This window comes from Spirosoma gilvum (assembly GCF_054776815.1).
This window is the reverse complement of the sequence record NZ_BAAHBH010000009.1, coordinates 167,518-180,130: the sequence shown is the minus strand read 5'-3', so window position 1 is coordinate 180,130 and position 12,613 is coordinate 167,518. Positions and strand designations below refer to the sequence as shown.

Genomic DNA, 12,613 nt, shown 5'->3' with positions numbered 1-12,613 from the left:
ATCACAACGGTTAATTCGGCGTTAGGGTCTATAGTGCTTATTGCCTCCCCTATGCGTCTACCTTTAGTTGCTTTCATCTGCACCCTGCTTTCCCTCGGACACATTCGTGCCCAAAACGCTCCGAATCTGTTTACGATCAGCGGTTATGTACGCGAAACAGGGAGTCAGGAAGCGCTCATCGGTGTCAATGTCTATCTGCCCGGCACCTCCACCGGTACCACCACCAATACATACGGGTTTTATTCCCTGACGCTCCCCGCACAGGACAGCCTGCATCTGGCCTTTTCGTTTGTAGGCTACGAGCCCATCCAGCATACAGTTGGTTTTCGCCAGAACAGAGAACTCAGCGTGTCGTTAACGCCCGGACGAATTCTTTCGGAAGTTGAGGTCAAAGCGAGTCGCACGGAGGAAAAAGTAAGCGAAAGTCCACAGATGAGCCGGATCGACGTGCCTGTGGCCCAAATCAAAAAGATTCCGGCGTTTCTGGGTGAAAAAGATGTGCTCAAAGTACTGCAACTCATGCCCGGCGTGCAAAAAGGATCTGAAGGACAAACGGGTATCTACGTGCGGGGCGGAGGCCCTGACCAGAACCTGATCATTCTGGACGAAGCCACAGTTTACAACGCCAACCACCTATTCGGTTTCTTTTCGGTGTTCAATGGCGATGCCTTAAAAAGCGTCGAGTTGACCAAAGGTGGCTTTCCGGCACGCTACGGAGGTCGATTGTCGTCAGTCATTGAACTGAATATGAAAGACGGCAACAAAGAGAAACTGCATGGTGAGGGCGGCATCGGACTGATTGCCAGCAGGCTAACACTTGAAGGGCCATTCACAAAAAATAAAAAGCCGGGCCAGCGTTCTGGGTCTTTTCTGTTATCCGCACGGCGAACCTACCTGGATGTGCTTGCGGCTCCACTGATTAGCGCTCAAAGTGACGGACAAACCAAGGCGGGTTATTATTTCTACGACTTTAATGCCAAAGCGAACTACGACTTCGGCCCGAAGAATAAACTTTACCTAAGTGGCTATTTTGGTCGGGATCGTTTTTACTCCAGCGAGAGAGATGGAGGCAACGATGTAGGCATTGGCTGGGGTAATGGAACCGGCACACTTCGCTGGAATCACCTGTTTAGTCAGAAGCTATTCTCCAACCTCTCCCTGATTTATAGTAACTACCAATTCCAGATTTCGGCTGATACGCGTACGGCCGATACGCTCAACACATCACTTCGATACACATCTGGTATTCGCGACTTATCGGCCAAACTTGATTTCGACTATTACCTTTCTCCAAAACACTCGATACGGTTTGGTGCGCAAACGATTTTCCACCGGTTTACACCCAGTGCTCTGGTCGTACAGAACACCTCGGCCAACGAATTCCGGCGAGATGTTGAGGCTATTTACGGCACAGAAATGGGGCTATATGCCGAAGACACCTGGCGCCCCACTGATCGCTGGCGGGTGAATGGTGGTATGCGCGTAAGTGTGTTTACTCAGGGCAAGACGAACTACCTGCGTCCTGAACCCCGGCTATCAGCTGCTTACCAGTTGCGGCCAAGTCTTTCCGTTAAGGCTTCATACGCGACGATGAATCAGTATATCCACCTGCTTAGCAACACCGGCATTGGCCTCCCTACCGATTTATGGGTACCTACCACCGATCGGGTTGCTCCTCAGCAATCCAAGCAGGTCGCAGTCGGAATTGCCAAGGACTTCGCCGACAATTTTGTGCTGGGCAAAGGTTTTGCACTTACCGTTGAAGGGTACTATAAAACCATGCAGAATATCATCAATTACAAGGAAGGGGCCAGCTTTCTGCTAATCGATGATCCAACGTCGGCCGAGCGGGTTCGTTGGGAAGATAACGTAACCGCAGGAAAGGGCTGGAGCTATGGGGCCGAAGTGCTGCTTCAACGCAAAACAGGGCGACTTTCGGGCTGGGTGGGCTATACACTCTCCTGGACAAAGTGGCAATTCCCTGAACTCAACGGAGGTCGCCCTTTCTTCCCACGATACGACCGACGGCACGATATATCGGTGGTCGGCATTTATGAACTTAGCAAGCGCATCACCTTGTCGGGCACCTGGGTGTATGGCACCGGAAATGCCCTGACGGTGCCCATTGCCAACTACCGAGCCTATCGTAATTCGCCTGGCCTTGCGATGATTTATGCGAATAATGTTCCGACCCTTATTGCTCCACTATTCGATTCAGGGACGTCCGTCAGCGATTATAGTCAACAGAAGAATAGTTTCCGGGCCGAAGCCTATCATCGATTCGATGTAGCTATCCAGTTTCACAAACAGAAAAAACACCACGAGCGAACCTGGGAATTTAGTCTCTATAATGCCTACAACCGTCGGAATCCGTTTTTCTACCAGCTCGAATCGGTAAGTCAGGGCCAGGGTCAACCCAGTCGTACAGGTCTCTTCCGCTATTCTGTATTCCCAGTTGTGCCTTCGGTCAGCTATAATTTCAAATTTTGATCATGAAACTCAACCTACCTACATACCTGGTGTTTGCCAGTCTGGTTGCGGCCTGTACGAGTCTGCGTCAGGAAGTAAACCCTGTAGGACTCGAGCAGGACTCCGAAAAGCTGGTAGTGGCCTGTTTTATATCTCCTCAGGATACGGTGCTGGCAGCCCGCGTAACGCATTCACAACCAATCTTAGGAACGAGCAATGACCTGTATTCCGACATACCGAATGCTACCGTTACCTTGTCGGATGGCAATCGTACCATTCCCTTAAAAGGTAAGCAAGCGGCCAATGCGTTTGGCAACACATCCCTTTCTTACGTCGCAGCCGCTACCGAATTGCCCATTGTTGTTGGGAAGACCTATACCTTAACGGTACAGGTGCCTGATGGCCGAAAAGTTATAGGAACCTGTACTGTACCGAATGTCGTACCGCTTACCCAAATGATCTTAGACTCGGGAATAACCACCGAATATGGTGATAGACGAAAGAGTTATTACGCCCGATTGCAGTGGCGCGACCCTGCTGGACAAGCTAATTTTTACCGGGTAGCCGGCAATAATGAATACAAGCAGCGATTTCCGGTTTTAAACTCCTCAAATAGTTATGTTCGCGATACGCTTATGTCGTTTAGGGGCGACTGGTATTTTGACAATGGCTCAACGACTACAGATATTAGTCGCGACGGTCAGGAAATCGTATCCGTACGCGGGCGCTTATCGCCTTTCTCATACACCTTACAGAATGGCATATGGGTGGGCGTTCCCCCCTCTGGCCGAATAGACGGCTACCTGCTTAACCTCGACGAAAATTATTACCGCTACCACGATGCTGTAGAGCGACAGAATAAAGTAAGAGGCAATCCCTTTGCTGAACCAGTACTGATACCAACCAATATCCAGGGCGGGCTTGGCTGTTTTGGCGCTTACAACCGTTCGACCTTAACGGTAATGGTTAAATAAGTTTCGATATAGAAAGCGAAAGGAGGTGGATACATGTAGTAGTTTTAAACTTACTACATGTATTCCACCTCCTTTCTTTATGTTATTCAGCCTACTAACTACGCACTTTGCGCGGTGCTGTGGATGATTTCGGTTTGCTTCCGAATCGATTCCATGTGGATGATCTTGTAGATTTCTTCCACCAGTTCGGGGTACAAGCCTAATTTCTGACCCAGTTCGGTACGGGTTTTCAAAATCTCTTTCCAACGCTCAGGCTGGAACAGCGTTACGTTATTGTCGCGTTTGTATTCGGCCAGACGCTCAACCAGTGCCATACGAGCAGCCAGCATTTCGACAATCTGACGGTCTACATTATCAATGCTGCGTCGCGACTGTTCGGTAAAGCTCTGAAACTCCAGGTTCTGCGATTCAACCTGGCGGATTTCCAGATGATCGAGCATGTCGCCAAAAGCGGCTGGTGTCAACTGCTGGGCTGCGTCGCTCCACGCTTTATCAGGATCGATGTGCGATTCCACGATCAGACCATCGTAATTGAGGTCCATGGCCATCTGAGCCAGCTCGTTCAAATACGCCCGCTTGCCAGCCATGTGGCTTGGGTCACCGATGATGGGCAATTGTGGAAAAATAGACTTCAGCTCAATGGCCATTTGCCACATCGGCACATTGCGGTATTTGCTGGATTCACCCGTAGCAAAACCCCGGTGAATAGCCGCCAGTTTTTTGATACCGGCTCCGGCAATACGCTCAAACGCACCTACCCAAAGTGCCAGATCCGGGTTTACCGGGTTTTTGATCAACACCGGCACATCAACACCCCGCAGTGCATCCGCAATTTCCTGTACGTTAAATGGGTTAACGGTCGTACGGGCACCAATCCACAGAATATCGACACCATATTTCAGGGCCAGCTCGATATGTTCGGGTGTAGCCACCTCTACAGCAACCGGCAGACCCGTCTCGGCCTTTGCCCGCTGAAGCCAGGGGAGAGCAGCTTCGCCCATGCCTTCAAAACTACCCGGACGCGTACGAGGCTTCCATACACCCGCACGAAGGGCATGCACAGCTCCCAATGCACTCAATTGGCGAGCAGTCTCTACTAACTGATCTTCGGTTTCAGCGCTACAGGGCCCCGCAATGATCAGTGGTTTGCCGTTGGTCTCAATCCACGACCCAAGCGGCTCTACAGCTAATTCTACTTTCATACTAATCAGGTATTCTAAGAGTATTGCTTATACTCTATGGGAACTTTCAATTTAAATTTGTAGTATATTTGCATTGGGAACCGGCTGTCAGTCAAGCAGGTTCCCTAATTTGTCTAAAACCGTTTTTGTTTGTCAAACTAAGTCGCGCCGGAATTATAACCGTTTGATTGAAAATTCGTTTATATTTCGGCCGTGTAACCGACACGCACTTAAGCTATGCAAGTAGCACCGCCCAAACGGAGCACTGATATGTCGAACCGAAGTAATCTAATGCCGGAGACTATCCAGGGTCAATCCGATAGAAAATCAAGCTCGGAACGCCCCATTTCATTTGAGGATACTTCGATTGCTTTTTCGTCCCAGTCGGACTTCAAACTCCGAAAGACCTACTGGTTATTTGCGTTGATGAATCAGGGATGGCTGGTAAATTTAGGTACTTTTTTTATAAAGATTGCCCTGCGCCTGCATCTTCCCATTAAATTCCTCATTAAAAACACAATTTTCGAGCAATTCTGTGGTGGTGAGAGCATTCGCGATTGCGAAACAACCATCCGACACCTCCACGACGTGCATGTTGGCACTATTCTCGATTACTCCGTAGAAGGGGAAGGAACTGAAAAAAGTTTCGACGATACCGCCCTCGAAATCCTCCGCACGATCGAACGTGCCAGCGAATCCAAAGACATCCCGTTTTCTGTTTTTAAAGTAACTGGTCTTGCTTCTACCGAACTGCTCGAAGCGGTTCAGATTGGCGATTCACTCAACAAGACCCAAAAGGCTGAATTTGATCGGGTTATGCAACGAGTCGATATGCTTTGCCGACGCGCCCACGAACGGAACGTCCGCATTTTTATCGATGCCGAAGAAAGCTGGATTCAGGATACGATTGACACACTAGCCTACGAGATGATGGATCGTTATAACCATGAACGACCCATCGTTTACAACACCTACCAGATGTACCGCTGGGAAAGCCTTTCGCACCTGCAGCGCGACACAGCCGAAGCACATGCCAAAGGTTATTACCTCGGCGTAAAACTGGTACGGGGAGCCTACATGGAAAAGGAACGGCTACGGGCTCATGAAGAAGAATATCAGGACCCGATCCAGGCCACTAAAGATGATACCGACCACGATTTCAACGCAGCTATCGATTTCTGTCTGGAACACCGGGATATTATTTCTGTTTGTCTGGGTACGCATAATGAAGAAAGCTGTCAGTACTGTGTCCAGGAAATAAATCGGCTGGGCATTACGCCAAACGATCCGCATATTTTCTTTGCGCAGCTGCTGGGGATGAGCGACAATATTTCGTACAACCTGGCAAATAAAGGCTACAATGTGGCGAAATACGTGCCTTATGGACCCATTGATTCAGTGATGCCGTATTTGTTTCGCCGAGCTGATGAAAATAAATCCATTGCCGGGCAAAGTAGCCGGGAATTCACCCTGATCAGTAACGAACTCAAACGCCGAAAGGATTGTCGTTCGAAGTAAGTAAATAGCTACGGGTGTAGTCGATGATTGGAAAGAATAGTCAGGACTGAAACGACAACGCTTAACAATCATTGACTACACCTGACTATTTTTGGCAGTTTTTATGACTGGCACAGCAAACCGGGAACTCGCCCGGCCGTGAAAACGGCTCCTGCTGTGCCTACTTGTTTACCATGATTCAAAAAAATCCCCTTAAATTTTTCCTGCTGACACTTGTTCTGATTGCGCTGGATCAGGGTGTAAAGCTGGCTGTTCATTTTTATATGGCTCCTGGCTTTGCCGGTCAGATAAAATTAATCGGCGACTGGATGAAACTGCATTATGTGCTGAACCCAGGTATGGCGTTTGGTATGCAGTTGGGCCATGAATACGGAAAACTGCTGCTGAGTATATTCCGGCTGTTCGCGATGGTAGGTATCGGCTATTATTTGGTCAACCTGGCACATCGAGGAGCCCCAAATGGTTTATTATGGGCTATGGCGATGATCCTGGCTGGCGCTGTTGGCAACGTAATCGACAGTACCTTTTACGGCGTTTTTCTCCATAATGCGCCTTATGGATCGCCAACGCCCTGGTTTCACGGCCAGGTAATCGATATGATCTTTGTTGATGTCTGGGAGGGTTTTATTCCCGACTGGGTACCCGTCTGGGGAGGGCAATATTATTCGACGCCCATTTTTAATATTGCGGATTCCTGCATTTTCGTTGGTGTCTGCCTGATTTTATTCTTCCAGCGTCGATTCTTTGGTGAACAGCATGTTGAGGATAGCCTGCTTCCCGTCTCAGGCCCTGACCCACTCGAAGCGTCGGTTCTGCCAGCGGCTGACTATCTTGAGGAAGAAGGCATTGCGTCGGCTGAGGTATCCGATTCAGAACCTGCTCCTTCCACTGATGAAGAGTCAGGTCCTACTCCTGAGTCCGTCCTGCCAACTGACGAAGAGTCGGAACAACCCAGCCACTCCGATTCAGAACGGGAGTGAATTAGTCATTTACATTAATAGCTTCCCAAAAGTTTAGAATTTTCGGAAAGCCCAATAAAAAACCCGATCGACATATCGATCGGGTTTTTTATTACCCAGAAGAATTCTCAAATCTTATTTGCTTCCACCAGCCTGACCGCTCGACAACAGGTTGAAGAACTGATCCAGCTTTGGTGTAATGATGATTTCAGTCCGACGGTTTTGCTGACGACCAACGTCCGTCGTGTTGTCATCTTTTGGCGCGAACTCCGAGCGACCACCAGCGGTCATACGCTCAGGTGCTACAGCAAATTTCTTTTGCAGCGTCCGAACAACGGAAGTAGCCCGCAAAGCGCTCAAATCCCAGTTGTCTTTGATCGACGAGGTTGAAATCGGCACGACATCGGTATGACCTTCGACCAGAATATCCAGCTCTTTGTGGTCATTCACCACCTTAGCTACTTTACCCAGTACGGTCTCAGCGGCTGGCAGTACCTCGAAGCTACCCGATTTGAACAAAAGCTTGTCCGACAGCGATACGTAAACAACACCTTTTTTCACTTCAACCTGTACATCCTGGTCGTTGATGTCGTCCAGCGAACGTTTCAGGCTCATCACCAGCGCGAGGTTCAATGAATCTTTACGCTGAATGCTTGAGTTAAGGTTGTTAACGTACTTGGTTTGCTCGTTCAGGGTTTCGAGCGATTTCTTAATGCTCTCAGCACCTGACTTACTGACAATCGACAAATCCGACATCCGGTCCAGCAGATTAGTGTTGGTTTTTTTCAGATAGTCGATTTGAGCTTGCAGATCACTAACCTGTTTGTCTTTACCTTGCAGATCAGTGTCTTTAGCCGATAGTTGGGTACGCAGATCAGCCGTCAGCTTGTCGCAATCGGCGAGCGAAGTCACTGCCTTATCACGAGCGTCCTGTAGGGCTTTCATTTCGGCCAGCCGCTTCTTACTATTACAGGAAGCCAGCATTACTACTGCCGAAAAAAGAATCAAAATTCGTTTCATACTGAATTAGAGAAAATAGTAACGGTAACGAAAAAGTTAGGTTAAAACGATACCTACTGTTGATAAACAGAATCGTTTTACAAAGTTAAGGGATTCTGCTTAATCGTTTTACTAGTATCCGGTCATGTAAACAGATAAAATTGCACTATTTCTTTATCATTCGACTCAACCAGATGCAGATCGTGCATTCTGATTGATGGCTTTATAGGCCCTTAACGGTAGTTTACGCGTTGTTTGCACTTATTAGTCTGACTCATCCTTGTTTTATGAATAAGCTATTGACTACTATTTTAGTAAGTGCCAGTTTGGCGGCTCAGGCCCAGACCGGCAAGGAGATCATGTACATTGGTACCTACTCACAAAGAGGTAGCGAGGGCATTTATGTATTTGAATTCGACCGGAAGGCAGGCACTATGCACCAGATACAGGCCGTTTCGAACGTAAAAAGCCCGTCATTTCTGGCACTGCATCCAACGGGCAAGTATCTATACTCAGTCAATGAAGGAGCCGACAAAGGAGCAGGTGGTGTAAGTTCCTATTCGGTAGATAAAGCGACGGGGAAGCTCCAGTTTATGAACAGCCAGTCGTCGTTGGGTCCGGGGCCCTGCCATGTAAGTGTCGATCATACCGGCAAAACGGCTTTCGTATCCAATTATGGTGGAGGAAGTCTGGCTGTATTACCCATTAAAGCCGACGGAACCCTGGGCGAATCGACCGATAAAGTACAGGACGAAGGGACTGGTCCTAATGCCCAGCGACAAGAGAAAGCGCATGTCCACTCGGCAACGCTAGCTCCCGATAATCGGTTTTTATATGTAGCTGATCTGGGCACCGACAAGCTGAATATTTTCGACATCGACCTGGCGAACAGTAAAGTAAAGCCAGCCTCAACGCCGTATGCCAGCGTAAAGCCGGGATCGGGTCCGCGCCACTTTACGTTTCATCCAAATGGCAAATATGCGTATCTGGTGGAAGAGCTCACCTCCACCGTGGCCTCGTTTTCCCGAGATGCCAAAACAGGTAAACTGACGCTAATGCAGGATAATGTACAAACGCTGCCTGCCAGCTTTAGCGGTCAGAATACCAGCGCCGATATTCACATCGATCCGTCGGGAAAATTCCTGTATCAGTCGAACCGGGGTTATAACGGCCTGGCCATCCTTGCCATTGGGGCCGATGGGAAACTAACTAAAGTGGGTGAACAAACTACGGAAGGTAAAACACCCCGCAATTTCCTGATCGATCCGAAAGGTGAGTTCATCTTTGTAGCGCATCAGGATACGGACAATATCACTATTTTCAAGCGCGATCAGAAAACAGGCCTGTTAACCTATACCGGTCAATCAGTAAAAGTTCCAGCGCCGGTTTGTGTGCTGATGGCAAGTTCTCATTAAACAAAACCTTACGTTTGTGATCTAAGATTGGCAATAGACCAATGGTGAACCACAAACTCTAAACGCAAAACCAATACTATCTTATGACAAAAATCCTCTCTCTTGGATTGCTGCTAGCCTTATTTATCATGGCAGCACCCAGTAAAAAGACAATCAGCCTGTTCAACGGAAAAAATCTGGATGGCTGGAAAATTTATGGTACCGAAAAGTGGTACGTTGAAGATGGTAACCTGGTCTGCGAAAGCGGCCCTGACAAAAAATACGGGTATCTGGCTACCGAAAAATTTTATAAAAACTTCGACCTGACGCTGGAATTCAAACAGGAGGCCAACGGCAACAGTGGCGTCTTTTTCCGGTCCACTATCGAAGGCACCAAAATCAGTGGCTGGCAGGTTGAAGTAGCTCCACCGAACCACGACACCGGCGGTATTTATGAATCGTATGGTCGAAACTGGTTGGTACAAATTCCCGATGAAAAGGAAAACATCTTAAAACCAGGCGAATGGAATAAGATGCGTATCCGCGTAGAAGGTGATCATGTACAAACCTACCTCAATGGGCAGTCGATGGTCGATTTCCATGATGAAAAAATTGGTCAGGGCGATGGCTCCATTGCCCTGCAAATCCATGATGGCGGTGGCATTAAAGTCCGCTGGCGGAATCTGGAATTAAAACCATTGTAACAATGAAAAACGAATGCCATGACGAGAGTTATGGCATTCGTTTTTCACAGACATTTTCCAAGCATGCGATTTATCTGCTCACTTCTTATTTTACTGTTCTGTCTGACATCTTCCTTCGGCCAATCAACGACCTGGCAGTCGTTGTTCAACGGAAAAGACCTGAGTGGTTGGGAAACCTATCTCGACCGTCCTTATTCGGCCGATAAGCAGGCACCTAAATCGGAACCTATCGGTTTGAACAACGATCCAAATCATGTTTTCTCGGTCGTAACAGTCGATGGACAGCCAGCATTACGAATTTCTGGCGAAACATTCGGCGGTATTAATACACTGGCTGATTTTGCGAATTATCACTTCCGGGCCGAATTCAAATGGGGAACTCAGAAGTGGCCACCTAAACTCGATCAGCCTCGCGATAGCGGACTGCTCTACCATAGCGTTGGATCACACGGAACACCCATGCTTTGGATGGAGTCGTTCGAGTTGCAGATTCAGGAGGGCGATTGCGGGGATTATTGGGGCGTCATGAATGTACTGGCCGATATTCCAGCTACGAAGAACGACAAAGGGAAATACATCTACCAGCCCGGCGCTTCTCCCCTAACCTTTCAGGATAAAACTCCCATTGGCCGCACCTGCGTAAAAAATCCCGATACCGAAAAACCGTCGGGGCAATGGAATGTCGTTGAGTTGTATTGTGTAGGCGACACCTGTCGGCACGTGATCAATGGCAAAGTCAATCTCATGCTAACCCACACCCGGCATGTCGTCAACGGTGAAATCGTGCCGCTCACAAAGGGTAAGATTCAGATTCAGTCGGAAGGGGCTGAGGTATTCTACCGAAACATCCAGATTCGGCCCATTAGCCAATTGCCCAACTGATAATGAAGGTCAGTCATAGCTACCCGTTGGCGAATCAGGTCTCTCTTCCACGGTCTGTGTCCTCACAGACTGCTTGTGCGCCAGCCTGGTTTGCCTCCAGACAAACGGTCTGTGAGGACACAGATCGTGGGGTAATGCTATAAAACTTCGTTTACAGTGTAATAAGTCATCGCTCTATTGGCGAATCAGGTCTGGATTTGCGCCGATTGTTAACTTCCTGACACTAGTTGTTGATTGGGACTGGATAAGTCGGGTTCTGATTGTGTAGTTTCGGGTCAAGACAACAAATACATGCACGCTTTTTATAGCCCAGTCATCGGACTGGTAGCCAGCCTGATTATGACACAAACGATTGTCCAGCAAACGCCCAAATCCATCGCGGGAGAATATTACCTCACCGGAGTTCGCGAGGTTGGATCTGGCATTAAACTAAACCCGGATTCTACATTCGAATTTTTCTTCGCCTATGGTGCCCTCGATCGTATGGGAAAAGGCACCTGGAAGCTACAGGGCGATCAGATTATCCTGAACAGCCGCCCAAAACCCGACAAAGATTTTGCGTTGGTGAAAAGCCGTACCGTTCCCGGCAATCAGCTAACCATCCGTGTTGTTGACCCCAACAAGCAATTGCTGAGCTATGTATTGGTCGGTGTTAAAAATGGGGCCGATATTCAACAGGGAACAACCAACAACGCTGGACAGGCGCATTTTAGCAAACATCCTGTTGACGCGCTTATGCTCCAGTTTGAGTTTTGCCCCGAACGCTACTCCATTTTCCAGATCGCTCATAAAGAGCATAATGATTTCGAATTTCGATTTGAGCCCTGGATGTCGGAGGTTTTCTTCGAGAATCTGACGCTTACTATTGGCGACAACACCTTAAAAGGACACCACCCACTACTAGACCCGGCTAAATCGTATTCGTTCGAGCGAAATTAGTTTGGGTTAGTTTAAACACAGAGGCACAGAGAACACTGAGAAATGATATTTTAATCCTCAGTGTTCTCTGTGCCTCTGTGTTTAAACTATTTAATTGACGCGATTGAACACGAACAGGTCATTGAACGCCCAGCTTCCGTCTTTCGACTGGCCCCGTTGAATGGCTAACTGGTTAGCTCCGCGTTTTTCGTAAATGATACGAATGGAGCCGTCTTCTTTCTCGAACAACGCCCGGTTTGGACTGGCTTCAATGAATCGATAGCGATCAGATTTATCTTTCTCTTCCTGCCCAATCAGGCCCGGTTTAAAATGTTTGACCAGCACGATAGGCCCTTCGTCAGTCTGTTCGAAGATCAACATCTCGTACATCGTCACCTTATTGTCTTTCATCATACGCATGAAGCCCGTCAGGTTATCACCAACGGGTGCAATCCACGCAGCCTCGATTGGTCCCCCATTGAAGGTGCCACGCCAACGGCCTTCCATAAAAGCGACATCAGCCAGCGAGCCCGTTTTTTTGCCCGTTTGCGCCTGAACGGTTAGTGTTATCAGAAAGCAGAATAGGAAATAGATTTTTTTCATAGGAATTTAGAA

Annotated in this window: 11 protein-coding genes; 8 read left to right on the top strand and 3 right to left on the bottom strand. The window is 48.3% G+C overall.

Features of this window, described 5'->3' with window-relative positions; genetic code table 11:
- Positions 1-51: 51 nt before the first annotated feature.
- Both ACYVFD_RS23105 and ACYVFD_RS23100 read left to right on the top strand, forming a co-directional pair.
- Complete coding sequence (locus ACYVFD_RS23105) at positions 52-2,490, top strand: TonB-dependent receptor (protein WP_461092876.1); 2,439 nt, start codon at positions 52-54, stop codon at positions 2,488-2,490.
- Between the two features lie 2 nt (positions 2,491-2,492).
- On the top strand, positions 2,493-3,443 hold the full coding sequence (locus tag ACYVFD_RS23100) for a DUF4249 domain-containing protein (RefSeq protein WP_461092875.1): 951 nt from the start codon (positions 2,493-2,495) through the stop codon (positions 3,441-3,443).
- A gap of 98 nt (positions 3,444-3,541) precedes the next feature.
- Here the strand turns inward: ACYVFD_RS23100 and ACYVFD_RS23095 are convergent, their stop codons facing one another.
- Complete coding sequence (locus tag ACYVFD_RS23095; protein WP_461092874.1) at positions 3,542-4,645, bottom strand: chorismate mutase; 1,104 nt, start codon at positions 4,643-4,645, stop codon at positions 3,542-3,544.
- Between the two features lie 270 nt (positions 4,646-4,915).
- Between ACYVFD_RS23095 and ACYVFD_RS23090 the strand changes: the two genes are divergently transcribed.
- Both ACYVFD_RS23090 and ACYVFD_RS23085 read left to right on the top strand, forming a co-directional pair.
- A complete protein-coding gene (locus tag ACYVFD_RS23090; RefSeq protein WP_461093078.1) occupies positions 4,916-6,142 on the top strand; it encodes a proline dehydrogenase family protein in 1,227 nt (408 codons plus the stop codon).
- Positions 6,143-6,315: 173 nt separating this feature from the next.
- Entirely contained in the window at positions 6,316-7,122 is an 807-nt protein-coding gene (locus ACYVFD_RS23085; protein WP_461092873.1) for a lipoprotein signal peptidase, read from the top strand.
- Between the two features lie 114 nt (positions 7,123-7,236).
- Here ACYVFD_RS23085 and ACYVFD_RS23080 read toward each other — a convergent pair whose 3' ends face one another.
- On the bottom strand, positions 7,237-8,121 hold the full coding sequence (locus ACYVFD_RS23080) for an OmpA/MotB family protein (protein WP_461092872.1): 885 nt from the start codon (positions 8,119-8,121) through the stop codon (positions 7,237-7,239).
- Between the two features lie 266 nt (positions 8,122-8,387).
- Between ACYVFD_RS23080 and ACYVFD_RS23075 the strand changes: the two genes are divergently transcribed.
- The 4 genes from ACYVFD_RS23075 to ACYVFD_RS23060 all read left to right on the top strand — a co-directional run bounded on the left by ACYVFD_RS23075 (position 8,388) and on the right by ACYVFD_RS23060 (position 12,019).
- Positions 8,388-9,515: a lactonase family protein gene (locus ACYVFD_RS23075; protein WP_461092871.1), complete on the top strand. Its 1,128-nt coding sequence runs from the start codon at positions 8,388-8,390 to the stop codon at positions 9,513-9,515.
- Between the two features lie 83 nt (positions 9,516-9,598).
- Entirely contained in the window at positions 9,599-10,198 is a 600-nt protein-coding gene (locus ACYVFD_RS23070; protein WP_461092870.1) for a 3-keto-disaccharide hydrolase, read from the top strand.
- Between the two features lie 63 nt (positions 10,199-10,261).
- Positions 10,262-11,080, top strand: a complete 819-nt coding sequence (locus tag ACYVFD_RS23065) for a 3-keto-disaccharide hydrolase (protein ID WP_461092869.1) — start codon at positions 10,262-10,264, stop codon at positions 11,078-11,080.
- 291 nt (positions 11,081-11,371) lie between these two features.
- Positions 11,372-12,019 (top strand): hypothetical protein, encoded by a 648-nt coding sequence (locus ACYVFD_RS23060; RefSeq protein ID WP_461092868.1) that lies wholly within the window; start codon positions 11,372-11,374, stop codon positions 12,017-12,019.
- Between the two features lie 90 nt (positions 12,020-12,109).
- On the opposite strand, the gene ACYVFD_RS23055 is transcribed toward ACYVFD_RS23060, so the two are convergent.
- Entirely contained in the window at positions 12,110-12,601 is a 492-nt protein-coding gene (locus ACYVFD_RS23055; protein ID WP_461092867.1) for a DUF6265 family protein, read from the bottom strand.
- Positions 12,602-12,613 lie beyond the last annotated feature (12 nt).

Excerpts from the sequence above, each read along its gene's own strand:
- ACYVFD_RS23100 (WP_461092875.1), top strand. The coding sequence starts at position 2,493 with ATGAAACTCAACCTACCTACATACCTGGTGTTTGCCAGTCTGGTTGCG.
- ACYVFD_RS23055 (WP_461092867.1), bottom strand. The coding sequence starts at position 12,601 with ATGAAAAAAATCTATTTCCTATTCTGCTTTCTGATAACACTAACCGTT.
- ACYVFD_RS23105 (WP_461092876.1), top strand. The coding sequence starts at position 52 with ATGCGTCTACCTTTAGTTGCTTTCATCTGCACCCTGCTTTCCCTCGGA.
- ACYVFD_RS23065 (WP_461092869.1), top strand. The coding sequence starts at position 10,262 with ATGCGATTTATCTGCTCACTTCTTATTTTACTGTTCTGTCTGACATCT.
- ACYVFD_RS23090 (WP_461093078.1), top strand. The coding sequence starts at position 4,916 with ATGCCGGAGACTATCCAGGGTCAATCCGATAGAAAATCAAGCTCGGAA.
- ACYVFD_RS23095 (WP_461092874.1), bottom strand. The coding sequence starts at position 4,645 with ATGAAAGTAGAATTAGCTGTAGAGCCGCTTGGGTCGTGGATTGAGACC.
- ACYVFD_RS23060 (WP_461092868.1), top strand. The coding sequence starts at position 11,372 with ATGCACGCTTTTTATAGCCCAGTCATCGGACTGGTAGCCAGCCTGATT.
- ACYVFD_RS23075 (WP_461092871.1), top strand. The coding sequence starts at position 8,388 with ATGAATAAGCTATTGACTACTATTTTAGTAAGTGCCAGTTTGGCGGCT.
- ACYVFD_RS23080 (WP_461092872.1), bottom strand. The coding sequence starts at position 8,121 with ATGAAACGAATTTTGATTCTTTTTTCGGCAGTAGTAATGCTGGCTTCC.
- ACYVFD_RS23070 (WP_461092870.1), top strand. The coding sequence starts at position 9,599 with ATGACAAAAATCCTCTCTCTTGGATTGCTGCTAGCCTTATTTATCATG.
- ACYVFD_RS23085 (WP_461092873.1), top strand. The coding sequence starts at position 6,316 with ATGATTCAAAAAAATCCCCTTAAATTTTTCCTGCTGACACTTGTTCTG.